Annotated in this window: 16 protein-coding genes; 5 read left to right on the top strand and 11 right to left on the bottom strand. The window is 68.7% G+C overall.

What is annotated here, in order from left to right:
• Nucleotides 1–4 precede the first annotated feature (4 nt).
• Nucleotides 5–730, top strand: coding sequence for a UTRA domain-containing protein (locus tag W5W_RS0107360; protein ID WP_017194928.1), 726 nt, complete (start codon nt 5–7; stop codon nt 728–730).
• Nucleotides 731–846: 116 nt separating this feature from the next.
• On the opposite strand, the gene W5W_RS0107355 is transcribed toward W5W_RS0107360, so the two are convergent.
• The gene (locus W5W_RS0107355) at nt 847–2,949 is read right to left on the bottom strand and encodes a PTS sugar transporter subunit IIABC (protein ID WP_017194927.1); all 2,103 of its coding nucleotides are present in this window, start codon (nt 2,947–2,949) and stop codon (nt 847–849) included.
• 229 nt (nt 2,950–3,178) lie between these two features.
• Nucleotides 3,179–4,843: an alpha,alpha-phosphotrehalase gene (locus W5W_RS0107350; RefSeq protein WP_008733521.1), complete on the bottom strand. Its 1,665-nt coding sequence runs from the start codon at nt 4,841–4,843 to the stop codon at nt 3,179–3,181.
• Nucleotides 4,844–5,072: 229 nt separating this feature from the next.
• Between W5W_RS0107350 and W5W_RS0107345 the strand changes: the two genes are divergently transcribed.
• A complete protein-coding gene (locus W5W_RS0107345) occupies nt 5,073–5,873 on the top strand; it encodes a hypothetical protein (RefSeq protein ID WP_017194926.1) in 801 nt (266 codons plus the stop codon).
• Here W5W_RS0107345 and W5W_RS0107340 read toward each other — a convergent pair.
• From W5W_RS0107340 to W5W_RS0107325, 4 genes are all read right to left on the bottom strand, one after another.
• Nucleotides 5,840–6,577 (bottom strand): SDR family NAD(P)-dependent oxidoreductase, encoded by a 738-nt coding sequence (locus W5W_RS0107340; protein WP_238533311.1) that lies wholly within the window; start codon nt 6,575–6,577, stop codon nt 5,840–5,842. The two genes, W5W_RS0107345 and W5W_RS0107340, sit on opposite strands and share 34 nt — an antisense overlap.
• A gap of 131 nt (nt 6,578–6,708) precedes the next feature.
• Nucleotides 6,709–7,491, bottom strand: a complete 783-nt coding sequence (locus W5W_RS0107335; RefSeq protein ID WP_017194924.1) for a TetR/AcrR family transcriptional regulator — start codon at nt 7,489–7,491, stop codon at nt 6,709–6,711.
• Nucleotides 7,492–7,533: 42 nt separating this feature from the next.
• Complete coding sequence (locus tag W5W_RS0107330; RefSeq protein WP_017194923.1) at nt 7,534–8,304, bottom strand: ABC transporter permease; 771 nt, start codon at nt 8,302–8,304, stop codon at nt 7,534–7,536.
• A 79-nt stretch (nt 8,305–8,383) separates the two neighbouring features.
• Nucleotides 8,384–9,367 carry an ABC transporter ATP-binding protein gene (locus tag W5W_RS0107325; protein ID WP_017194922.1) on the bottom strand — a complete coding sequence of 328 codons (984 nt, stop codon included), beginning with the start codon at nt 9,365–9,367 and terminating at the stop codon, nt 8,384–8,386.
• A gap of 229 nt (nt 9,368–9,596) precedes the next feature.
• On the opposite strand from W5W_RS0107325, the gene W5W_RS0107320 reads away from it, so the two are divergent.
• Together W5W_RS0107320 and proC are read left to right on the top strand one after the other, a co-directional pair.
• Complete coding sequence (locus W5W_RS0107320) at nt 9,597–11,090, top strand: alpha-amylase family protein (protein WP_017194921.1); 1,494 nt, start codon at nt 9,597–9,599, stop codon at nt 11,088–11,090.
• Between the two features lie 905 nt (nt 11,091–11,995).
• Nucleotides 11,996–12,820: a pyrroline-5-carboxylate reductase gene (gene proC, locus W5W_RS0107315; protein ID WP_017194920.1), complete on the top strand. Its 825-nt coding sequence runs from the start codon at nt 11,996–11,998 to the stop codon at nt 12,818–12,820.
• A 2-nt stretch (nt 12,821–12,822) separates the two neighbouring features.
• Here the strand turns inward: proC and W5W_RS0107310 are convergent, their stop codons facing one another.
• The 4 genes from W5W_RS0107310 to W5W_RS16350 form a co-directional block, all read right to left on the bottom strand.
• A complete protein-coding gene (locus W5W_RS0107310) occupies nt 12,823–14,562 on the bottom strand; it encodes an ABC transporter ATP-binding protein (protein ID WP_029574149.1) in 1,740 nt (579 codons plus the stop codon).
• Nucleotides 14,563–14,564: 2 nt separating this feature from the next.
• Nucleotides 14,565–16,400: an ABC transporter ATP-binding protein gene (locus tag W5W_RS0107305; protein ID WP_017194918.1), complete on the bottom strand. Its 1,836-nt coding sequence runs from the start codon at nt 16,398–16,400 to the stop codon at nt 14,565–14,567.
• 185 nt (nt 16,401–16,585) lie between these two features.
• Nucleotides 16,586–18,130: a BCCT family transporter gene (locus W5W_RS0107300; RefSeq protein ID WP_017194917.1), complete on the bottom strand. Its 1,545-nt coding sequence runs from the start codon at nt 18,128–18,130 to the stop codon at nt 16,586–16,588.
• A gap of 323 nt (nt 18,131–18,453) precedes the next feature.
• On the bottom strand, nt 18,454–19,437 hold the full coding sequence (locus W5W_RS16350) for a hypothetical protein (RefSeq protein ID WP_154650265.1): 984 nt from the start codon (nt 19,435–19,437) through the stop codon (nt 18,454–18,456).
• A 238-nt stretch (nt 19,438–19,675) separates the two neighbouring features.
• Between W5W_RS16350 and valS the strand changes: the two genes are divergently transcribed.
• Nucleotides 19,676–22,579: a valine--tRNA ligase gene (valS, locus tag W5W_RS0107290; protein WP_029574146.1), complete on the top strand. Its 2,904-nt coding sequence runs from the start codon at nt 19,676–19,678 to the stop codon at nt 22,577–22,579.
• Nucleotides 22,580–22,748: 169 nt separating this feature from the next.
• Here valS and W5W_RS14785 read toward each other — a convergent pair whose 3' ends face one another.
• The gene (locus W5W_RS14785; protein WP_050980352.1) at nt 22,749–23,798 is read right to left on the bottom strand and encodes a hypothetical protein; all 1,050 of its coding nucleotides are present in this window, start codon (nt 23,796–23,798) and stop codon (nt 22,749–22,751) included.
• Between the last annotated feature and the right edge of the window lie 71 nt (nt 23,799–23,869).

The following is a 23,869-nucleotide window of genomic DNA, read 5'->3' as shown; positions in this document are numbered from 1 at the left end:
GCACGTGGCGAAGTACGAGGAGATCTACTCCGCACTGCGCACGGGGATCGAACGGGGCACGTACCCCTTCCTGTCATTCCTCCCCTCGGAGAACTCCCTGGCGGACGAATTCGGGATCTCGCGCAACACGGTGCGCAAGGCGCTCCAGTACCTGGCGAGCCAGGGGTACGTCCAGGCGATGCAGGGCCGGGGCATCCAGGTCATCTTCCGTCAGTACCGGGCGTCCCACTTCCTGCTGGCCGGCGTCGAGTCATTGGCCGAGGCTGGCCGGCGCCTGGGCATTGAGGTGCGCACCAGGCTGCTGGACTCCCGCACGGTGACCGTCGATTCGGGCCTGGCGGAACGGTCCGGCCTGCCCGAGGGGGCGAGCGCGCTCTCCCTGACGCGACTGCGGCTCCTCGACGGGCGTCCCGCCATCGTCGATCACAACATGTTCCTCGCCGAGGTCGTCCCCCGGATACCGCGGGACGCGGCCGAGTCCTCCATCTACGCCTACCTGGAGAACGAGCTCGACGTGAGCATCGTCTCCTCCTCCCGCCTGGCCACCATCGAGCCGGCCGACGACGACGACCTGCGCCACCTGGACCTGGGCGGGCAGAACTGCGTCGGCGTTGTCGAGTCCTTCTCCTTCGACTCGGCGGGGGTCCCCTTCGAGTACACCCGCTCCCATCACGCGCCCCGGACCTTCAGCTTCATCTCCACCGCCCAGCGCCTGCCGGCCCAGCGCTGAGCGATCGCGGGGCCCGGGAGGCGCAGACGCCCTCGTGCTCCCCCGGCCGCAGTGGCCGAAGGAGCACGAGGGCGCGGGAGGGAGCCGCCTACCGTCCGACCGGCCCCCTCCCGGAGTCACGCACCGGCGGGCTCGCGCTTGCCCAGCCGGACCTTCTTGACGGTTCTGCCCTGCTCGAAGTCCTCCTCCTTGAAACCGAAGAAGTAGGTGCAGGCGAAGGAGACCGCCAGGGCCGCAACAGAGGCGATCCAGTATCCGGTGAAGCCCGAGTCGATGCCGTCGGGGTTGACGAAGGAGGGGAAGCCCACGAAGGCGCCGGTGAACCCGTACATGTTGACATTGAACAGACCGGTGAGCAGCCCGCCCACGGCGCCGCCGAGCGAAGCCGTGATGAAGATGCGGCCGTACTTGAGGTTGAGACCGTACATGGCGGGCTCGGTGATGCCGCAGAAGGCGGAGACGGTGGCGGGGCCCGCCATGCTCTTGATACGGGCTTTCTTGATCTTGATCCACACGGCCAGGGCGCCGCCGCCCTGGGCGATCATGGTGGCCGAGACGATGGCGTTCAGGTACGAGTTCCCGGTCGAGGCCAGCTCGGAGGAGATGAGCGGGATGACCGCCCAGTGCAGGCCGAAGATGACCAGGCACTGGTAGAAGCCGCCGATCACCAAGCCCGCGATCGGGTAGTTGAAGTCCAGAATCGCGTTGATGAGCGAGGCGATGCCACCCGAGACGAACATGACCGCAGGGCCGAAGACCAGCAGGATGAGGGCGGAGACCACGAAGATCTCAATGAGCGGGCCGAAGATGGGGCGGATGACCGCGGGCAGGACCTTCTTGAGCCAGGGCTCGATCTTGGCGGCCAGCCAAGCGCCTACGATGATGGGGAAGATCGAGGACGCGTAGGCGTTGCCCTGCGGCAGGGTGACCGGGATCCCGAAGAAGTCGGCGTTGAAGACGGTCTGCCCGAACTGTGCGATGACGTGGTAGGTCTCGGTGTACTGCACAGAGCCGTCGTCCTGAGTGACCTTGACGATATGGTCGGGGTTGGACAGGGCCACGATGGAGGGGTAGCACAGCACGCCGCCGACAATGGCCACGACGATGGGGTTCGACCCCAGGCGCCGAGCGGCGGTGAAGCCGACGATGATCGGCAGGAAGTAGAACATCGACGAGCTCATGGCGTCGATGATCTGGTAGGTGTCCGAGGCCTCGGCCACCACCTTGAACTGGACGAGCAGGGCCAGCAGCCCCTTGAGGATTCCGGAGGCGGCCAGCATCCCGACGATCGGGATCATGGATCCGGTGATGACGCCGATGAGCGAGGAGAAGCCGAACTTGACCCATCCTATGAGCGTGGTGGGCCTCTCGACCTCCTCGACCTCGCCCTCCGCATCGCCCTTAGAGGTGCCGGGCAGCTGCTTGACGACGGCCTCGTAGACGTCCTCGACCTCGGGGCCGATGACGACCTGGTACTGGCCGCCGGCCTTGGCCACGTCGATGACGCCCTCGGTGCCGGCAACGGCGGCGTCGTCGGCGATCGACTCGTCCTTGAGGTAGAAGCGCACGCGGGTGATGCAGTGGAGCACCGAGCGGACGTTGTCGGGGCCGCCGATGTTCTTGATGATGTCGGCGGCGGTGGCGTCGAAGCCGGTCAGCCCGTCGGTGCGCTCGCCGTCACCCGAGGCCTCCGCGACCGCTGAGGCCCCGGCGCCGGCGGCGGAAGCATCGTCGTCCTCGCCCTTGAGCGTGGCGGTGGCGACGGTGGCACCGGCCTCGGCCTGACCGGTGTCCACGGACAGGGACTCCAGGTGGGTGATGGTGTTGGTCAGGACCACGATGGCGGTGGTGGCCTTCTCCGCGGCGCGGATGGCCTCCAGGTCCATGGTCCCGAGCTTGTCCCCGGCCTTGACGGTGTCGCCCACGCTCACGGTGAGATTGAAGGGCTTGCCCTCCAGCTCCACGGTGTCCACGCCCAGATGGACGAGGACCTCCAGGCCGGAGTCGGCCTTGAACCCGATGGCGTGCCCGGTGCCGGCCACCATGGTGACCTCTGCATCGACCGGGGAGACGATGGCTCCGTCGTCGGGTTCGACACCGAGACCGTCGCCGACTGCCTTGGAGGAGAAGACGGGGTCGGGGACGTCGGCCAGGTCGATGACCTTCCCCGTCACCGGGGAGGCGATCGGGACCTCGCGATCTGTTGCCGGTTGGGACATGAGGGGTTCCTTTCGGAGCGTTGTGCTGGCAGCAGGGTCGGGGAGAAGCCGCGCAAGCGGTGTGCGGTACTCCGGGGCGGACAAGAGGCGGTTGTCGGAAGGTGGATGTTGTCAGGAATGGATCAGGAATGGAGTTGGATACGGCCTGTGGGTCGTCAGAAGATCTGGCGAGGGGATCGTCGCCTCGCCGCTGAGCGAGTGACCGAACCGCTTGAATGGGCGACTGGGCTCAGACGAGCAGGGCCAGCGTCTCGTAAGGGCTCAGGCTCAGACGCGGACGCAGCGGCCGCGCCGGGTAGTTGGAGACGAACACCTCGCCGTCCAGGAAGTCCTCGGGCACATCGATCTCGGTCTCGTGCCCGCGGAAGCTGCAGATCACCAGCAGACGGCGGCCCTCGTGCCGACGGATGTAGGCCAGGACGTCCGGGTGGTCGGGCGCGTAGGGCTCGTAGTCGCCCTCGGAGATCACCGGGGTGCTCTTGCGCAGGGAGATGAGCCGCTTGTAGAAGGGCAGGATGCGTCCAGCCGTCTCCTCGTGGGCGACGTTGACCTCGGCCTGGTTGGTGGGCTGCAGCCAGGGGGTGCCATCGGTGAACCCGGAGCCGGCGCTGGAATCCCACTGCATGGGGGTGCGGGAGTTGTCGCGCGCCTTGGAGTGGACGATCCGGAACGCCTCCTCCTCGTCGTGCCCGGCGTCGACGAGCTCGGCGAAGGCATTGCGCGCCTCGACATCGACGTAGTCGTCGATGGTCGTGTAGCCGGGGTCGCTCATGCCGATCTCCTCGCCCATGTAGACGTAGGGGGTTCCGCGCATGAGGTGGATGGCGGCGGCGAGCATGGTGGCGGACTCGTAGCGGAATCGGTCGGCGTCGCCGAAGCGGTCGAGGGCGCGGGGCTGGTCGTGGTTGTTCCAGAACAGGGCGTTCCAGCCGCCGCCGGCCTGAAGCCCGAGGGACCAGTCGTTGAGCAGGCGCTTGAGGGCGAGGATGTCGGGCTCCATGAGCGTCCACTTGCGCCCGTCGGCGTAGTCGACCTTGAGGTGGTGGAAGTTGAAGACCATGGACAGCTCATGGTTCTCCGGACGCGTGTACTCCACGCACGCGCCGATGCTGGTCGAGGACATCTCCCCCACCGTCACCGAGTCGGGGTCCTGGCCGAAGCTGGCCTCGTTGAGCTCGCGCAGGTAGGTGTGGACGAGCGGGCCATCGGTGTAGGTGGGCCGGTCATCGACCCCGACCGGGGCATCCTGGAGCGGCTCGGTCTTGCCGATGAGGTTGACGACGTCGAAGCGGAACGCCTGCACGCCCCGGGCGCGCCAGAAGTTGACGACCTCGGCGGCGCGGGCGCGCACCTCGGGGTTGTGCCAGTCGAGGTCGGCCTGACCGGGGTCGAAGAGGTGGAGGTAGTACTCGCCCGAGAGCGGGCGCCCGTCCTCATCAACGGGCCCGAAGGGCGCCCAGGCCGACCCGCCGAACTTGGAGACCCAGTTGGTGGGCAGGGAGCCGTCCGCCTTGGGAGGACGGATGTAGAAGTAGTCGCGGTAGCGCTGCTCCCCGGCCAGTGCCCGCTGGAACCACTCGTGCTCGGTCGAGGTGTGATTGAGGACCATGTCGAGCATGACGCCGACCCCGTGGGCCTCCAGGGCGGAGACGAGGTCGTCGAAGTCCTCCAGGGTGCCCATGTCCGGGTCGATGGCGCAGTAGTCGGACACGTCATAGCCGTTGTCCTTGCCCGGCGAGGGGAAGAAGGGGTTGAGCCAGACGTAGGCGACGCCGAGGGATGCGATGTAGGGGACCTTCTCGACGATTCCGCGCAGGTCGCCGACGCCGTCGCCCGTGGAGTCGCGGAAGGAGCGCGGATAGATCTGATAGACGACGGCGTCTTTGAAGGACATGGCTTCCCCTGGGATCGGGCGGGATGGGCGAGTCGTACACCTGCGCACTTGTGCATATAAGTAGACCGTAGAAACCCCGAGCCAAGCAAAGAGAGGCACGTCATACTTTTTCGGTGTGTACCGTCCCGCTCCGCGCACCAGGCATCCCCCTCAGCCCCTCGCCTCGCACCAGATGCAGCAGCCCCCGCCCAAAAGCGACCGCGGGCACCGCAAAGGACGGCGAACCGGTATGAGGACGCCCACAGGCGAGCTGCTCATCATCACCACCGCCGCGCCTGCGGACGTCGGGCCGGGCGCGCTCATGAGCCGGGCGGCGGAGGTGATGACCGCGAGCGGCTGCACCTTCACCAGACACCTCGCCTCATTGCCGCACGGCTCATACCTGGACCGGTGGGGGCAGGCTCAGGGTCCCGGGACGGGCAGCGCGGACGAGCCCGTGGAGGAGGTTGTGCGCGGCGCACCGCAGCAGGCGGCGGCGCGAATGGCGGGCTGTGGGCGCCGGGTGGTGCGGATGGGCTGGAGTCGCGGCGGCTGCGGGCCGATGGTCCTGAGCGTCCGCCACGCCCCGGGGTCCGGCCTGCTGCTCACGGACCTGGTCCTCGACGCCGGCCCACTCAGCCCGAGGTCCGCAATGCGCGCAGGCGGCGAGCACTCGAGCGCCCGCCGCCGCTGGAACCTCGCCGTCCGACTGCTGCGCGGCCTGGCCGAGGGGACGGACGCGCTCTACGCGGGACTCGGGCCGGAGGCCCTGCTGCCGCTGCCCGAGGAGCTGAGCCGGCGGGCGCCATCGGACCCGCCCTGCCTGTGGTGGGTGTCGGCCCGACTGCGGGATGCCCGGGGCGGGGACGCGGGCGCGGCACTGGCGGGGCAGGCGCGGACCAGGAGCACTCGGGCGGGGACGCTCATCGGCCTCTACGACCCGGTGCGCGCCAGAGGCACCGCCGACGACGACGCGCAGGCGCGCCTGATCGGCTTCCTGGCCGGGGCGCTGCCCCCTCAACCGCGCGCGATCACCGTGTTGGAGGCCTGAGCCCGCGGCCGCACCACCATGGAATCGATGTTGACGTGGGCGGGGCGCTCCAGAGCCCAGGCGATGCACTCGGCTACGTCCTCGGCGCTCAGCGGGGCGTCCACCCCGGCGTAGACGGCATCGGCTCGCGCCCGGTCACCGTGGAAGCGATTCAGGGAGAACTCGCTGGTGGCGACCATTCCCGGCGCTATCTCGATGACGCGCACCGGCTCCCCGACCAACTCCAGACGCAGGGTGTTCGCAATGATCCGCTCGCCGTGCTTGGCGGCCACATAGCCGGCCCCGCCGGGATAGGTGTCGTGGGCCGCGGTCGAGGTCAGGAAGACGACGTCGCCGCCTCGCTCGCGCAAGCCGGGCAGGAAGGCCTGGGTGACGCGCAGCGCCGCCAGGACATTGCGCTCATACATGGTCAGCCACTCCTGGGGACTGCCATCGGCGACCGGATCAGCGCCGAGCGCTCCGCCGGCATTATTGACCACCGCATCCACGCCTCCGGCGGCGAGCGCCTCATCGGCGAGACGCTCGACATCCTCGGGGCGCTGAAGATCGGCAGCCGCCCAGGTGCAGCCGGTCTCAGCCGCGAGGGCCCTCAGACGTTCACCGCGGCGCGCAGTGGCGACCACATCCCACCCGCGGGCGCGCAACAGGCGAACCGTGGCTTCGCCGATGCCGGTGGAGGCTCCGGTGACCAGGACCCGACGCATGCCGGAGGAGGTGGCCGGCCGGCCCTGCGACTGATCCCGTGACTGTCCCCGCCCCTGCGACTGACTCATGGCGCCATCCTCCCCGCGCCCGCGGCCCACCGTCCAGTCCCGGGCTGGGACGGCCCGCGGACTCAGGGCTCGGGAGAGTCGTGCTGCGGGCCGAGCAGGCGCGCCCAGGTGCCCTGAACCATCGGGTTCGTCTCCTCCGGGCTCGTCGCCGCACCGATGATCGACCCCAGGAGTCCCACGGACACCATGGCGAAGGCGGTCTCGACGTCCTCCTCCGCGGCGGCGTCGCGCCCCTTGTGACGGGCCACCTGAGCGGCCACCGCCTCGAAGGAGCGGTGCCAGCTGTCCACCAGCACCCCGCGGGAGTCCGAGCCCTCATGACGCACCGCGTACAGGCAGAACTCGAGCTGAAGAAGAACGTCCTCAATGGGGACGTCCGCCAGGTCGTACTGCCAGTCGGAGCCCTGGGACCCGCCGTCCTCCTCGGCGCCGCAGCGCAAGCGCGCCACCTCGAGGAAGACCTCCTCCTTGGAGGAGAAGGAGGCGTAGAAGGCGCCCTTGGTGAAACCGGCGGCCGCCGCGATATCGCTGACGGAGGCGCCCTCATAGCCCTTGGCGGCGAAGACGCGCCCGGCCGCCTCGAGCAACCGCTGACGGGTGGCCTCGGACCGTCCGCGGGAGTTGCCGCCCTTGGCAGTGCTCCCGCCCAGACGCTCGGCCGCCGTGCTCAGGGAGCGGGCGGCCTTGCGCATGGAACCGGCGACGGCGTCCTGACCGGTGCGCGCGGAACTCTCGACGACCGAGCGGGTCAGCGAATTGATGGCGTCGTTGAGGGCGCGCGCAGCCGTGTGGACCTCGGCGAGGGCGTCGTCGTCCGAGTCGCGCGGGGGATCCTGGCGTGCCATGGCCTCCATCCTAGACGGGGGCGCACCCCGCCCCGCTGATTCTCAGGCGCGGCGCCCCAGGGCCCAGGAGGCGCCCGCCATCGCCACCGCGCCCCAGACTCCCAGTACGATCCAGTCGCGAGCCGTCATGGACGCGTCCTGCGAGCACAGACCCGCGCGCACGACCTGGGCCATGGGCTCGAAGGGCAGCCACTCGTGCACGGTCCGGGCCCAGCCGGGCAACTGGGAGGCCGGGTAGGAGAAGGGCGAGAAGAGCATGATGACGAAGATGAGCACCTGCGACATGATCTGCGCCAGGGGAGGCGCCAGGAGGTTGGCGATGGCGTACCCGATGCAGGCGGCTGTCAGGGCCACCAGGACAGCCCCGGGCAGGAGCCACCAGGCGGGACTCAGAGAGATGTCGAAGCGGGCGGCGCCGACCACCACCCCGAGAACCAGGCCGGGCAGCGCCAGGAGCGTCCACAGGGTGAGGTCCGCCAGCAGGAAGGCGATCCGCGGCACGGGGAGCGTGCGCATCCAGTCCAGACTCCCCTCGGTGCGGGACTGGGAGACCCACTGGGGAGTCATGGCCAGGCCGAGGACCACCAGGGAGATGGCGGGCGCACCGGTCGCCAGGTAAAGACTCGCCTCCGGCCCCGGGTCGCCAGCGATGAGCCCGTACCCGAGAATCGTGGAGACGGACAGGAGCGCCTGGATCACCATGAGCAACGGCATCACGGGCAGGGAGCGGCGCAGCTGCCACTGAATGAGCAGGCCGGTCTGACGCCACAGCCCGGCTGGAGTGGTTGGGGCGGTCGTGATCGCAGCGGTCATGCGTGCTTCTTCTCCTTCATGATCAGGCACAGTCGGGGGTGTCGGGGCTGTCTGGGTATCGGGACTGTCGCCGGGTTCATCAGCCCCGGGAGCCGTGGGCGGTGAGGTCGACGTAGACGTCCTCCAGCGAGACCGGCTCGAGGCTGTAGCGCTCCACGACGCCGTCCTCACGCAGCCGGGAGGCCCAGGCGATGGCCTCGGTCGACTGCTCGGCGGGCACTCCGACGACGGTGCGAGCGCCTTCGGAGCGTTCGACGGCCAGTCCGGGAGGCGGGCTGAGGACGGTGCCGGGAGGGGCCGTGAGCTCCAGGACGACGGGGTGCGGGCGCGCGGCGATGAGATCATCGGGCGCTCCCCGGGCGATGACGCGACCGCGATCGAGGATGACGAGCCGGTCGACCGCCCGCTCCGCCTCGCGCACGTTGTGGGTGACCAGGAGGACGGCGGCGCCGTCGTCGGCGAGTGCGCGGATCTGGTCCCACAGCAGGCGGCGGCGCACGGGATCGACGTCATTGGTCGGCTCGTCGAGGATGACGAGCCGACCCGGGACGACGGCGCACATGGCGAAGGCGGTCAGCCTGGCTATCCCGCCGGAGATCTTCTGCGCCGGGGTGCGGGCCCACTGGCCGATGTCGAGGGCATCGATGAGTTGCTCCGCCCGCCGGCGGACACGACGCCGGTCGGCCCCGCGGACGCGCCCGACGAGTTCGATGGCGCGCTGCGGCGTCAGCCCGGTGATGGGGATGTTGGCCTGGGCCTGGACGCTCGCGGCGCGCCTGGCCGCGGCGGGCCGGGCGACCGCATCGAAGCCGTCGAGTCTGATGGTCCCGGATGTGGGGCGCAGCAGGCCCACCACCTGGTTGACCAGCGTGCTCTTGCCCGCCCCGTTGTGTCCGAGCAGTCCGACGACCTGGCCGGAGGCCACGTTCATCGAGATGGAGTCGTTGGCGCGCACGGTGCGCGCACCGGAGCCGAAGTGCTTGTGGAGGTCGGTGATGGTGAGCAGATCCTCGTTCATCCCCTTGTTCGTCCTCTCGTCGGTGTCCTCGCTGATGGCGGCCATGCCCGATGCTCCTTAACTGACTGGTACTGGCTGGATGTCCGGATCGTCGCGGTATCGCACAATCGATATACCGATCGGTACGAACTAGGCGGTATGTAAAATACCATACGGTATGGATTAAGCAATCGACAGCCCCTCATCGCCGCGATCCCGCGAGTTGCGCGCGAAGACCCCATACTTTCTGGCGACCTTCCGACTATTCGCATCGTCAGCGCGGTAGGTTGAGGGCATGCACGCCGACGACGCCGCGCCCGAGTCCTCCGCCCTCCGCTCCACTGCTCCGAATGAACCGGACTGGGTCCGTCACGCCATCGCCTGGCACGTCTTCCCCCTGGGCGCCGTGGGCGCTCCGGCGCTGTGTCCGAAGGGCGACCCGGACGATCCCTCGTCACCGGCCGGGGCGATGGCGGCCGAGCACCGCCTGCGCCGCCTGCTGCCCTGGCTCGACCGCCTTGTCGAGCTCGGCTGCAACGTGCTCATGCTCGGCCCCGTCTTCCACTCGATGTCGCACGGATACGACACGATCGACCACATGCGGCTCGACCCCCGACTGGGCACGAATGAGGACCTGCTCGCCCTCATCGACGCCGCCCACGCCCGGGGGGTGCGGGTCATGCTCGACGGCGTCTTCAACCACGTCGGCATCGACCACCCGGCCTTCGCTGCCCTGCCCGAAGCCGGCCCCCACTCCCGCGAGGCCTCCATGTTCCACCTGACGTGGCCGGGAGGCGACGGGGCGGGCGGCGAAACAGGCGGAGAAGCCGGGGGAACCGGAGAAACCGGGGAAACATGGGCCCCGGGCATTGCGCCCGACTACAGGCGCTTCGAGGGCCAGGACTGGCTTCCCGAGCTCAACCACTCCTGCGAGGCCGTGGTGGACCTGGTCGCCGATGTCATGACCCACTGGTGCGAGCGCGGCGTGGACGGCTGGAGACTGGATGCGGCCTACGCCGTCGATCCGGCTTTCTGGACGCGAGTGCTCCCCCGGGTGCGCCGCGACCATCCGCAGGTCTACATCGTGGGCGAGGTCATCCACGGAGACTACGCCGCCATCGTGACCGCCTCGGGCATGAACTCCGTGACCCAGTACGAGCTGTGGCAGGCGATCTGGCACTCCCTGGCGGAGGCGAACTTCTACGAGCTGGACTGGACCCTGCGGCGCAATGCCGATCTGCTCGCCACCTTCGTGCCATGGACCTTCATCGGCAACCACGACACCTCCAGGATCGCCTCCCAACTGCCCGATGCGCGCCGTCTGCCCCACGCCCTGGCGCTGCTCATGACCCTGCCGGGGACGCCGGCGATCTACTACGGCGACGAGGACGGCCTGCGCGCCATCAAGGAGGACCGACTCGGCGGGGACGACGCCATCCGCCCCGAGCTGCCCGCCTCACCGCAGGAGCGCGACGGCGGCGCAGTGCGGACCCTGCACCAGGAGCTCATCGGAGTGCGCCGCCGCCTGCCGTGGCTGCACGACGCCGAGGTCGAGGCCCTTCACCTGGGCAACACGGTGCTGTCCCTGCGCATGCGGGCGCGCTCGCCCGAGCACGAGAATGCTGAGCACAATGAGGCGGTGCTCGTCCTCAGCCTGGAGGAGACCGAGGCCTGGCTGCCCACGGCGGGCCACCAGCTCGTCCTGGCCTCGACGTACGACGCCCCGCCCCCGCGCCCCGAGGGCGACGGCGTCGTCCTGCCGCCGCTCGGCTGGGCAGTCCTGACCTGAGCCCCGCGCCCCCGCCCCGCCCCTTTCGCCGAGATCGGTCGAAACCCGTGCCGAGATCGGTCGTACTCCGGCTCGAGATCGGTCGTACTCCGGCTCGAGATCGGTCGTACTCCGGCTCGAGATCGGTCGTACTCCGGCTCGAGATCGGTCCACTTCCGCACCGAGATCGGTCGCACTCCGGCTCGAGATCGGTCCACTTCCGCACCGAGGCGATGGTGCCTTGTCTTGGAGCGGGGAGCGTACTGCAGGACCCGTCCACATAGACATTCTCGAACGAGGTCGACGGCGCCACCGTCGACCTCGTTCGAAAAAGTCGATCTCGCAGAGAGATGGGACGCCCCGATGTCGTGCGTCAAGCGACCGCGGACACGGTTATCCGACCGATGGACACGGTTGTCTGCGGTGTCGCACATGGGAGAGCACGGCTCTTGCGGGACGAGGACTGGTTTTTGCCGGAATTACGCGCCTTTCCGATGATCACTGTCTGTGGCGGTCGGGCTCCCATGTGCAGTCAGGGGGGACTGCGCACATGGGAGCCCGACCACGGCCACAAGCAACCTTACTATTCCGCATGATTCCGCGGTTTTCGTCAACGCGGAGCACACGCGAATGTGCAACACCCATCACCCGGGCATGCGCGGGTATCGGGGAACAAACCCACCGGACCCCTGGACCTACCACCCACAGCCCCAGACATACGCGAACGTCGGGTGTGATGGCAGATCGGTGGTGCGTTCGGTGTATCCCACCCCAGACGCCCTGACACACCACAATCTCGACGCGGAACCGGACCGATCTCGAACCGGAACCCGACCGAACTCGAACCGGAACCCGACCGAACTCGAGCCGGAACCCGACCGATTTCGGCACAGCTCCGGCTCATGGGGCGCGGATAAACTGGAGTCATGACGACTTACGGCTTCATCGGTGCGGGAAATATGGCGGGCGCGATCGTGGACGGTCTGATCGCCTCCGGGCACAGTGGCGGCACGACTGTGTGGAGTGCGCACGACTCGGCCTCGGCGCTGGCCGCTCGCACCGGCGTGCGTCTCGCCCCCAGCGCCGAGGAGCTCGTAGGTACGAGCGACGTCGTGATCCTGGCGGTCAAACCGCATGTCATCCCCGTCGTACTGGCACCGTTGCAGGATGCCCTGGCCGCCCGGAAGCCCCTGGTCGTCTCCATTGCGGCGGGGCTGACGACGACGCGACTGGAGTCCCTGCTGCCGGACGGCACACGCGTGGTGCGGGCCATGCCGAATATGGCGGCGGCGGTCCGCGAATCCATGACGGCCCTGACGGCGGGCACGGCGGCGAGCGAGGAGGACCTGGAGCTCACGGCCTCCCTCATGGGCCGGGTCGGCCGCACAATAGTCCTAGACGAGAAGGACTTCTCGGCTTTCACAGCCCTGGCCGGCTCCTCTCCGGCATTCATCTTCACGTTCATCGAGGCACTCGCCCGAGGCGGTGTCGATGCCGGACTTCCCAAGGCGCGGGCGGTCGAGATCGTCACTCAGGCGCTGCTCGGATCGGCGTCCATGGTCCGCCGCGAGGCGGAGCGTCGAGCCGAGGACGGGACGGGCCGCACATTGGCGGACCTGCTCGACACCGCGTGCTCCCCCGGCGGGACGACGGTGGCGGGTCTGATCGCAATGGAGGGGGCGGGCTTCTCCCCCGCAGTGATCGAGGCGGTGCGGGCGGCGATCGCCCGCGACCGCGCCCTCGGGGCCTGAGCTCAGCCCCGCGCGAGGTGCCAGCGGGAGGAGGCGGTGGACGCCTCGATGAAGTCGCGGAAAGGCCCGGGCATGGCGGCCAGCTCGTCCGGTACGCCCCGCTGCGCCACCCGCGCACCGCCGGCGGCGGGCTGGAGGAAGACGACTTCATCCGCGCGGCGGATCGTGGACAGACGGTGGGCCACCACCATGACGGTGCGCCCGTGGGACAGTTCGCGGACGACCTCGGTGATCGCCGACTCGTTCTCCCCGTCCAGGGCGGAGGTGATCTCATCGAGCAGGAGGATCGGAGCGTCCTTGACGAAGGCGCGGGCGATCGAGACGCGTTGGCGCTCACCTCCGGACAGGCTCAGGCCACCGGGTCCCACCTTCGTCTCCCATCCGTGCGGGAGCGCTTCGACGACCCGGTCCAGGCGGGCGCGGCGGGCCGCCTCCTCCAGCTCGACGTCGGTGGCCTCAGGTCGGGCGATGCGCAGATTCTCCCGGATGGTCGTGTCGAAGAGATAGACGTCCTGGAAGACCATGGAGGTCATTCCCATGATCTCGGAGGTGGGCAGAGCGCGCACATCGGCGCCGCCTATGGTGACCGCCCCGGAGCCGACATCCCAGAAACGGGCCGCCAGACGAAGAATCGTTGATTTCCCGGCGCCGGAGGGCCCCACCAGTGCGGTGACCCGTCCCTGCGGCGCGGTCAGGGACACGTCCTTCAGAACGGGACGCCCCTCGTCGTAGGAGAACGAGACGTCGGTCAGGGCGATCGTGGTGCCCTCCGGACGGGCCCGCTCCTCGGGGGCGGGCTCGGGCAGGGGCTCGGCGTCGAGGATGGAACTCATGGCGCGCAGGGCGACCCGAGCACCGTCGGCCTCGGTGGAGAACAGGGCGGCCCTGGTCAGCGGCATGAGCATCCGCGAGGTGACGGTCATGATCGCCAGGTAGGCGACCACGTCGAGCCGGTAACCGCTGACGAAGGACAGACCCGTGGCCATGACCAGGGCGAAGGCGATGTTGACGGTCAGGTTGAAGGCCTGGCCGGGGCGCCCCTTGATGCGCAGGCCGTTCAGGGTGGCCTCGGAGTCGGCATCGAGAGCTGCGCGTACGGGCTCCCAGCCCGTCTCGGTGACGCCTGTGGCGCGCAGGACCGGCTGAAGTCGGGCGAACTCGACCAGGCGCCCGGCCGCCGCCGCCGAGGCGGAGTCCTCCATCTCATTGGCGCGGGAGGTCGCCGCGGACATGAGCCGCCAGATGAGGACCAGGGGGATGATCGTGACCGCCATGATGAGGGCCAGCGGCCACTCGACGAAGGCCGTGGCGACCAGCATGACCAGGGGAACGATGAAGGCGTTGCACAGATTCGGGATGACCATGGAGGTCAGGTGGGACAGGGTGTTGACCTCCTTCGAGGTCGCATTGACCACGGCGGCCTCGCGCTGGGCGTTGAACCAGCCCAGCGGCAGAGCGAGCACGTGCTCGGCCACGCGATCGATCATGGTGTCGCAGACCTCGAAGACGCTCACCCGGTAGGAGCGGTACATGGCGGTGGTGTCCACGGCGACCGTGACCACCCCGAGTACGACCACGGCGATGAGCCAGGCGACCAGGGAATCCGAGCGCCCGTAGAGGGCGCGCAGGAAGGGGATCATGAGGGCCAGGGTCGCGCCCTGGAGGATCGCCGAGGCGACGAACCAGGCGAGGATCGCCCGCATCCTGCGCGCATTGACGAGCCGCAGCAGCATCGTCCACATCGTCATTCCCCTTCTGCAGCAGCGGCGGCCGGGACGCCGGCCTGATCGTCAGCACCACCGGCACCATCAGCCCTGTCAGCCCTGCCAGCACCATCAGCGGAGTCGAAGTCCTGGCTGCGCCACATGGAGGCGTAGCGGCCGTCGGCCTCCATGAGTCCCCGGTGGCGCCCGCGCTCGACGATGCGGCCGTCATCGACGACGAGGATCTGATCGGCGTCGCGCACGGTGGACAGGCGGTGGGCGATCACGATGACGGTGCGCCCGACCGCCAGGCGGGACAGGGCCAGGTGGATGTCGCGCTCGGAGGCGGGATCGGCCTGGGCGGTGGCCTCGTCCAGCACGAGGACGGGCGCGTCCTGGAGGTAGGCGCGGGCAAGAGTCACCCGCTGCCTCTCGCCGCCCGAGAGGAATCCTCCTTCCTCGCCCAGGACGGTGTCGTAGCCGTGGGGCAGGCGCGTGATGCGCTCGTGGATGCAGGCGGCGCGAGCCGCGTCCTCGATCTGCTCTCGGGTGGCCCCGGGCCGCCCCAGGGCGATGTTGTCCGCCACCGAGTCGTGGGACAGGTCCACGTCCTGCAGCACGATCGCGACGCGGGACAGCAGCCAGGAGAAGGTCGTCTCGCGCACATCGATGCCGGACACGCGGACGGCGCCGCCGTCGACGTCGTAGAAGCGCGCGATGAGGCGGGCCAGGGTGGACTTGCCGCCGCCGGAGGGGCCGACGAGAGCGGTGACGGTGCCCGGCTCGGCGGTGAAGGAGACGCCCCGCAGCACCGGGGAGCCGGCCTCGTAGGAGAAGGTGATGTCATCCGCCTCGACGCGGCCCGGGGCCGGCCCCTCCCCCTCATCGTGGGAGCCCTCGGGCATGGGCGCCTGGGACAGGAGGTCGGCGGTGCTCTGGGCAGCCATACGGGACTCGTACATCTGCTGCATCATGCCGATCAGCGTCTGCAGCCCCTCGGGCAGGCCCAGCGCGAGGAGGAAGAAGGGCAGCGTGGCGGACAGCTGCGTCCATCCCTGGGAGACGAAGAGGACGACCAGGGGCGCGACGGTGGCGAAGACAGTGGCCGGGCGCAGGAAGGCGCCCATGAGACTGATGGTCTTCCCGGAGGCGGACACCCACTCGTAGGAGATGCTGGAGAAGTGCTTCCGGGCGGTGTTGAAGCGGGTGCGGGTCGCATCGGTGGCATGGAAGCTCTTGATCTCCTTCATGCCTTCGAGCATCTCGACGGTGGCGGACGACAGCCGGGTCTGCGCGACGGCGAAGCGGTCGGTGATGCCGCTGAGACCGCGCATGGTGGGAAGGGCGATGGCCGCCAGGACCAGGCACCACACGCCCAGCAGCGCCAAGGCGAGCCGCCAATCCGTCCACAGGAGGTAGGCCATGCCGGCAACGGCTCCGACGACGGCATTGGTGGCGTCCCCGGGCACGTGGGCGACGAGGGTGTGGATGGAGGAGGTGTCATCGGCCACCATCTTGCGGATGGCGCCGTGCGGGATGGCGGCCACGCGCCCCAGCGGCAGGTGGCCAAGGGCATCCACCACCTGCGTGCGCAGCAGGTGGCGCAGCTTCGCCTCGGCAAGGTGGGTGAGCCCCAGGCCCATGAGGTAGAGCATCTGCGCGGCGAAGAGGGAGACGACGGCGATGGCCGCCCAGGCCCACAAACTGGCGGCCCAGCCTGTGGCCTCCGACTCCCCCAGCCAGATGGCCGCCATATTGCGCAGCGCCGCATAGGGCACGACGGACATGACGGCCCCGGCGGCCGTGAGCAGGCCGGAGACGATCATGGCCTTGCGCGCGGGAGTGATGAGCGTGCCGATGGTGACAGTCATCCTCATGCCTCCTCATCAACGGGTGCGCCGGGGAGAGCTGAAGAGAGCCGGAGAGAGCTCAAGATTCGGCATCGGCGCCCGGACGCACCACACCTGGTCAGGCAAGCCTAACCCGATGCGGGCGGGGTAACCAGATGCCCACTGAGAGCCGCTGAGGGCTGCTGCGAGCCGCTGAGGGCTGTTGCGAGCCGCTAAGAGCCGCTGTTCCGCGACGCGATCTCCAGATTGGTCTGACGGACCGTATTCAGCATCATCAGGAGCACGACGACGGTATAGGGCAGGGCGCCGATAATGGTGCCGGTCTGCACTGTGCCGACCACGCTCTCGCCGCCGATGCTGAGCAGCAGGAAGGCGATGGCGGCGATGCCCACGACCAGGGTGACTCGGAATACCCGAGATGGCTTGGAAGCCGATGCCACGAATCCGCTCAATGCATGGACGCCGGAGTCCAGGGACGTCAGGTAGTAGGTGCCCACCAGAATGGTGGCGGCCAGCAGCAGGGAGAAGACCACCGGCCGGTAGGGCAGCTCCTTGAGCATGGCGAACAGTCCGAGCGAGGTGTCCTGACCCACGGCCTCGCTGACGACACCGCCCCTTGTCTCATCGTAGAAAAGAGCCGCACCGCCGACGACGCCGATCCACACGACGCAGATCGCCGAGGGGATGCCGAGCACGCCCACAACGAATTCCCTGACCGAGCGACCGCGGGAGATGCGCGCGATGAACGACCCCACGAACGGGGAGAAGGCCCAGCACCAGCACCAGATGAATACGGTCCAGACGCCATTCCAGCTGTCGCTCCACACATGCGGCGGCGCCATCGCGGAACCGGCGTCCGTCCAGGTTCCCATCCACCACATCGACCAGAAGTACTGACCGGCGGTCTGAGGCAGAACCGACAGCAGGTAGAGGGTCGGGCCGGCGATGAGCACCCCTACAACGAGCACGATGGACAGAATGGAGTTGACCTCACTGACCCGCTTCATCCCCTTCTCAATGCCCAGGTACACGCTGACCCCGGCGAAAACTCCGATTCCGATGATGACGACGATGCGGATGAGGCTCCCATTGCCCAATCCGAAGGTCTGCACCAAACCGGAGGAGAGCTGCATGGCCGCGAATGCGAAAGAAGTCGACAGTCCGAAAACAGTGGCCAGAATGGCAATGATCTCAACCGCCAGCCCGATCGGCCGGCGAGTATTCTCCGGGAACATCCCGACTACAGCATCCCGGAAGGTCATCGGCGCTTTGCGGTTGTGGAAAGAGAGTGCTAAGCACAGGGCGACGACGCAGTAAATGGCCCATCCGTGCACCGCCCAGTGGAAATAGCTCCAGATCAGCGCGCCGTCGAGTTTATCAACGCTCATATGAGCTTGAATCGGGTCGTCGTCCTTGACCAGAATGGGCTCGGCCACGGACCAGAAGATAAGCCCGATCCCCTGACCGCAGGCGAAGAGCATCGAATACCACGCGAAGCGGCCGTACTCCGGCTTGGCCCCCTTCCCTCCCAGCACAATGGAGCCGCGTTCGCCGATCGCCATGTATATGCAGAACATCAAAGCCATCGTGGCGAGCACGACGAAGTACCAGGTGAAGTTTCCGGTCACGAAAGTTCTGAAAGAACCGATGGCACGCGCAGCGGCCTCACCATTGAGCACCGCGAAAACGACGACGACGGCGACCAGGACGAGGCTGACGGTCTTGATAATGCGATCGTCCCATCGCCGCGGCGTCACGCCTGATGCGGACCGGACTCGCCCTGTGTCCTCCGCGTCTTCCGCGCCCTCTGCGTCGGATGTATCGGGATTCTTCGAATGCTTTTCATGATCCATGGTCGCGTGGTCCCTTCGAGAACTTCTTCGGTGGTGAGGGGTGGTCCTGCGAGCGTCGCAAGCGGTCACGGGCCCGGACGTCACGAGGACGGCGCGAGAGGTACAGCTCGATCCTATTCCTATCGGGTTCCTAGCGGGAGCCTATTGGCCATCTATCTGCAATTTATCTTCGACCGCGATTGCTCGACCGAACGCCCTGGCGTCGCCCCTCGAAGATCCCTCGAGGATCAAGGGGTCGTGGGCTTGGGGGCGGGCTGCTTCGAAGGCACCGGAGGCTTTGGCTCCAACGGGTTGAGGTCATCCTCCCGAGGCTCCTTGGGCTGCGGCTGAGGATCCTCGGATCCTCCGCCCGGAGTCCCCTCCCCGGCTGAGGATCCTTCTCCGGTCGAGGAGCCGCCCCCGCCGGAGGCCCTATCACTCCCGCCGTCGGGACTGTTGACCCCACCGGCGACGCCACCAGCACCGCCGGCACCCCCAGCGCCACCGGCACCACCGGGGGCACCGTCAGCGCCGGCGTCACTCAAGGCGTCATCGGAGCCGGCGGCAGCCGTCGCCTCGGGGGATCCGGCGTCCGGCTGATCGGAGTCGGCGACGGCGCCCTCGCCGTCGTGCCGACTCGCCTCGGCAGTGGCAGTCCTCGTCGCCTGCGGCGTGGGCGACGGCCGCTCGGATTCGGCCGTACTGGTGGCCGTGGGTGCGACGGCCTTCTCGGCGGCGCCTTCCCGACCGCCGAAACCCGGCACGAATACGGCAAGGGCCGCAACGATCGCCAGGCTCGCCACCGCGGCGACACCGATCTGCGCGCGCGCCAACGAGGACAGTCGACTGACCGCCGCGGCCTTCACCGCGGGAATCGGTGCCACGGGCGTATTCGGGGGCTGCTCGTCGGAAGGCGCCGAAGCCTCGGAAGCCTCGGAGGCCTCCGAAGCCGTCATGGGGACGGCGATAGCCTCATCGATGGGCTCGATATCGCCGGTATCCTCCCGCAGGCGCCGCTGCGCCTCGAGCTCGGCAGATCCTGCGGGCGCGGCCCCTGTAGAAGCTGCAGAAGCTGCAGAAACTGCAGAAGCTGCAAGGGCTGCAGCGGATGCTTCAGAGGTTTCAGAGGCTTCAGGAGCCGGCGATGACGGAGCAGGTGCGGGAGCGGGATCGGTTTCCGGGAAGGGGTCAGGGGATGTCCCGGACGGGGCCGTCTGAGGGCGCTCGTCCACGGGCTCTCCTCTCAGTGATTTCGGGACTCGGGATGGGGCGGATCGCTGGTCAGCGGATTTCTTAACAGAACGATAAACGTCTGCGGGCTTCGTTTCACCCCATCGTCATTACCGGGAACGTGGCACTCGTCCCACGCAGTCACCATGCAGCAGCCGAACCCGGCTCGTAGTCCACTTCACACGGCGGCATCGGGCTCCCGTTCGGGGCGGGCTCGCGCCCCATGACAGAATCGGGCTCATGCCCGAGACTCCAGCGACTCCAGAGACTTCAGCGGCTTCAGCGATTCCAGCAGGGTCCTCACCCCGTCTCGCCCCCGCCCACTCTGCCAGCTCTGTCCACTCCGTCCACAGCCCGCGAGTGCCCGCCAGGGTCTCCACCGATGGCCTGGAGGCCACGTGGGGCGGGAACTGGCAGGCCGAGGGGACCTACGCCTTCGACCGCAGCGCCGAGCGAGCCGAGGTGTTCTCCATCGACACCCCTCCGCCCACGGTCTCCGGCTCTCTGCACGTGGGCCACGTGTTCTCCTACACCCACACCGATGCCGTCGCCCGATTCCAGCGCATGCGGGGCAAGGCCGTCTTCTACCCCATGGGCTGGGACGACAACGGCCTGCCCACCGAGCGCCGGGTCCAGAACTACTTCGGAGTGCGCTGCGACCCGACCCTTCCCTACGACCCCGACTTCGAGCCGCCTTTCACCGGCGGTCAGGGCAAGTCGATCAAGGCCAGGGATCAGCTGCCCATCTCGCGGCGCAACTTCGTCGAGCTGTGCGAGCGCCTGACGGTCGAGGACGAGGCCCAGTTCGAGGCCCTGTGGCGCCGCCTGGGCCTGTCCGTGGACTGGTCGCAGACATACCAGACCATCGGCTCACGGGCTCGCAAAGTCGCCCAGGCCGCCTTCCTGCGCAACCTGGCTCGCGGCGAGGCCTATCAGTCGGCGGCCCCGGGCCTGTGGGACGTGACGTTCCAGACGGCGGTGGCTCAAGCGGAGCTGGAGTCCCGGGAGTACCCGGGCTTCTACCACCGCATCGCCTTCCACATCGCCGATGCCGGGGCCGTGGCCAGGGCCAGGGCGGCCGGCGCTCCGATCGAGGAGGGCCCGGGCGGCACCGCCGACGTCTGCGTGGAGACGACCCGCCCCGAGCTGCTGCCGGCCTGCGTGGCCCTGGTGGCCCACCCCGACGACGAGCGCTTCAAGCCGCTGTTCGGCACGACGGTGACCTCCCCCGTCTTCGGCGTCGAGGTGCCCGTGCTGCCCCACTCGGCGGCGGAGAAGGACAAGGGCGCCGGCATCGCCATGTGCTGTACCTTCGGCGACACCACCGACATCGACTGGTGGAGGGACCTGGAGCTGCCGCTGCGCGCCATCCTGCGCAAGGACGGGCGCATCGAGGCCGAGACCCCGGACTGGATCACCTCCGAGGCGGGCCGCGAGATGTACGCCGCCATGGCCGGCAAGACCGCCTACTCCGCCCGCGAGGCCCTGGTGGCCGAGCTGGCCGCCACCGGCGAGATGCGCGGCGAGCCCACCAAGACGGTGCGCCAGGCCAACTTCTTCGAGAAGGGCGACAAGCCCCTGGAGATCGTCACCTCCCGGCAGTGGTACATCCGCAACGGCGGCAAGGAGTGGACCAACCCCGCCACGGGCGCGGACCTGCGCGCCGAGCTGCTCGCCCGGGGCCGCGAGCTGGTCTTCCACCCGGACTTCATGCGGGTGCGCTACGAGAACTGGGTCAAGGGCCTGAACAACGACTGGCTCATCTCCCGCCAGCGCTTCTTCGGCGTGCCGTTCCCGCTGTGGTACGCGATCGGCGCCGACGGCGAGGTCGACTACGACGCCGTCATCACCCCCGATGAGTCCGCCCTGCCGGTGGACCCCTCCTCCGACGTCCCACCCGGTTACACCGAGGCACAGCGCGGCGAACCCGGCGGCTTCGTGGGCGAGCTCGACATCATGGACACGTGGGCCACCTCCTCCCTGTCCCCCGAGCTGGCCTCGGGATGGCTGAGCGATGAGGATCTCTTCCGCCGCGTCTACCCCATGGACCTGCGCCCCCAGGGCCAGGACATCATCCGCACCTGGCTGTTCTCCACCGTGGTGCGCGCCGATCTGGAGTTCGGCGCACTGCCGTGGGCGCATGCCGGCCTGTCCGGGTGGATCCTGGATCCGGACCACAAGAAGATGTCCAAGTCCAAGGGCAACGTGGTCACGCCGATGGACCTGTTGGAGAAGTACGGCTCCGACGCCGTTCGCTACTGGGCGGTCTCGGCCCGCCTGGGTCTGGACGCCACCTTCGACGAGGCGCAGATCAAGGTCGGGCGGCGCCTGGCGATCAAGGTCCTCAACGCCTCCAAGTTCGCCCTGTCCATGGGGATTCCGTTCGACGCCGATGAGGCGGCGCTGGCCGCCGCGCCGCCGCCGAGCCTGGACGCGAGCGCCGTCACCGAGCCCATCGACCGCGCGGTGCTGGCCGCCCTGGCCGGTGTCGTCGAGTCCGCAACGGCCGCCTTCGAGGGGTACGAGCACGCTCGCGCGCTGGAGGCCACGGAGTCGCTGTTCTGGACCTTCTGCGACGACTACATCGAGCTGGTCAAGGACCGGGCCAACGACTTCGACGGCGCTCACGAGCCCGCGGCGGTGCGCAGTGCCCGCACGACGCTGGCGATCGCGGTGGACACCTTCGTGCGCCTGCTGGCCCCCTTCCTGCCCTTCGTCACCGAGGAGGTGTGGAGCTGGTACCGCACCGGGAGCGTGCACCGCGCCGCCTGGCCCCAGGCGGCGGAGCTGCGAGCCGCCGCGGGCGATGCCGATCCCGAGCTGATCGCGCACGCGGGGACGGCTCTGGCGGCTCTGCGCAAGGTGAAGTCCGAGGCCAAGACGAGCCAGAAGACGCCGATCCTGTCAGTCGCCCTGGCGGTGGCGCCCGAGGTCGCGCCCGCGGTCGAGGCCGTGCAGGGAGACCTGATCGAGGCCGCCAAGGTCACCGGCCCCTTCACGGTCGAGGTCATGAACCCCGACTTCGACTCTGCGTCCGTAGCCGGCCAGGCCGACGACGGCGCGGAGAAGGGCGATGAGAGCGCATCGGTGAGCGTCACCGCCGTCGAGCTCGGCCAGGCCCCTCCCAAGCGCTCCAAGAAGTGAGGCGCTGACACCCGTTCAAGTGCGCAGTTCACGCTGTGGCCCCGACCCGGGAAAGCGGGTCGGGGCCACAACACATTCACAATCGGAGCAAGACCGGGGGAAGGTCATCCAGTCGCGTCTACCGCGAACCTTCCGCATCCGCCGCGCCCCGGAAAGACGCTGCTCTGGCTTACTCGTCAGGCTCGGGGAGCCGGGGGCCCTCATTGTCAGTGCTGTCAGTGCTGTCAGCACCGTCGGCATCGCCGGCCGGGGGCTCCTCGCCGCCCGGTGCGCGCATGCTGCCAAGGCGATGGCGGTGAAGACCCAGAAGAATCAGGTACTCCACCACGATGACGGCCGTCGCGATCACCAGCGCCAAGGCGACATCGATCCGGCTGTGAGCGACGCAGCCGTGCCAGAGCCCGTCGCCGGATTCGAGTCGGGAGTCGAGCGAGGTGAGGCGCTCACGCATACAGGTCGCCTGGCTGCCGTCGAAGTCGCTGATGGTAGAGGCACCGCCCAGTGTGAAGAGCCATGTGAGGGCGACGGCAAAGACCGCGGGGCCGCCCACCAGCAGGGCGGTGAGAAAGCCTGTCAGGCGTCCGGAGTCGGGGCGAGCGAGCCGGAGCCGACGCCGCACCAGCCATGGCTGGAACGCGGCAGCCAGCGCCAGTGCGCCGAAGACGACGGAGATGGCAAGTCCGATGAGGTCGGCCCGCCGTTGGACCTCATCAGGACCGTCCAGCGTGCCCTTGAAGGCCGTCTCATCGATCACCTCGTCCTGCACAACCGAGTAGCCGGTGGCGTCGCTGCCGGTCAGAGTCATCCAGTGAAGGTCGGCTGCGGCCGAATCCGGTTCTCCCCCTTCGTAAGCGTAAGTGGTGGTCACCGTGACGGCGGCCAGCACGCTGCCGTCGTCCTGGAAGGTCGCCCTGTCGAGGTGCACGCTGCTCGTCGCCGACGTCACCGGAAGCCCGTCCTGAGCCAGTCCGTCCCGCACGCGGCGGATCGTCTCCTCCGCGGCCATGGGGCTCGGGGCGCCGCTGGACGCCTTGGGGTCCGTCCATTCGGAATCGAGCACCGCCTGATGATCATCGAGGGCCGTCTGGACGAGGCCGGCGTCCGGCCTGGCCCGGGTATCCGGTGCGGGTGTGCGCGCCAGGAGCAGGACGACCGCAATGACGGCCAGAGCAGCGAGAATCCCGATCGGCAGGAGGACTCCTCTGCGCGCCTTCCCCATCACCCCTGAAACCTCCTGAACGCCTCGTAATGCCCCGTCATCCCTGCCTCGAGTGCCCCTGCCGGCGCGGG

Source organism: Actinomyces massiliensis 4401292, assembly GCF_000269805.1.
In the GTDB taxonomy this organism is placed as follows: Bacteria; Actinomycetota; Actinomycetes; order Actinomycetales; family Actinomycetaceae; genus Actinomyces; species Actinomyces massiliensis.
The sequence above is the reverse complement of the archived record's forward strand: the minus strand, read 5'-3'. Positions and strand labels throughout refer to the sequence as shown.

Excerpts from the sequence above, each read along its gene's own strand:
- W5W_RS0107355 (WP_017194927.1), bottom strand. The coding sequence starts at position 2,949 with ATGTCCCAACCGGCAACAGATCGCGAGGTCCCGATCGCCTCCCCGGTG.
- W5W_RS0107350 (WP_008733521.1), bottom strand. The coding sequence starts at position 4,843 with ATGTCCTTCAAAGACGCCGTCGTCTATCAGATCTATCCGCGCTCCTTC.
- W5W_RS0107345 (WP_017194926.1), top strand. The coding sequence starts at position 5,073 with ATGAGGACGCCCACAGGCGAGCTGCTCATCATCACCACCGCCGCGCCT.
- W5W_RS0107340 (WP_238533311.1), bottom strand. The coding sequence starts at position 6,577 with ATGCGTCGGGTCCTGGTCACCGGAGCCTCCACCGGCATCGGCGAAGCC.
- W5W_RS0107335 (WP_017194924.1), bottom strand. The coding sequence starts at position 7,491 with ATGGCACGCCAGGATCCCCCGCGCGACTCGGACGACGACGCCCTCGCC.
- W5W_RS0107330 (WP_017194923.1), bottom strand. The coding sequence starts at position 8,304 with ATGACCGCTGCGATCACGACCGCCCCAACCACTCCAGCCGGGCTGTGG.
- W5W_RS0107325 (WP_017194922.1), bottom strand. The coding sequence starts at position 9,367 with ATGGCCGCCATCAGCGAGGACACCGACGAGAGGACGAACAAGGGGATG.
- W5W_RS0107320 (WP_017194921.1), top strand. The coding sequence starts at position 9,597 with ATGCACGCCGACGACGCCGCGCCCGAGTCCTCCGCCCTCCGCTCCACT.
- proC (WP_017194920.1), top strand. The coding sequence starts at position 11,996 with ATGACGACTTACGGCTTCATCGGTGCGGGAAATATGGCGGGCGCGATC.
- W5W_RS0107310 (WP_029574149.1), bottom strand. The coding sequence starts at position 14,562 with ATGTGGACGATGCTGCTGCGGCTCGTCAATGCGCGCAGGATGCGGGCG.
- W5W_RS0107305 (WP_017194918.1), bottom strand. The coding sequence starts at position 16,400 with ATGAGGATGACTGTCACCATCGGCACGCTCATCACTCCCGCGCGCAAG.
- valS (WP_029574146.1), top strand. The coding sequence starts at position 19,676 with ATGCCCGAGACTCCAGCGACTCCAGAGACTTCAGCGGCTTCAGCGATT.
- W5W_RS14785 (WP_050980352.1), bottom strand. The coding sequence starts at position 23,798 with ATGGGGAAGGCGCGCAGAGGAGTCCTCCTGCCGATCGGGATTCTCGCT.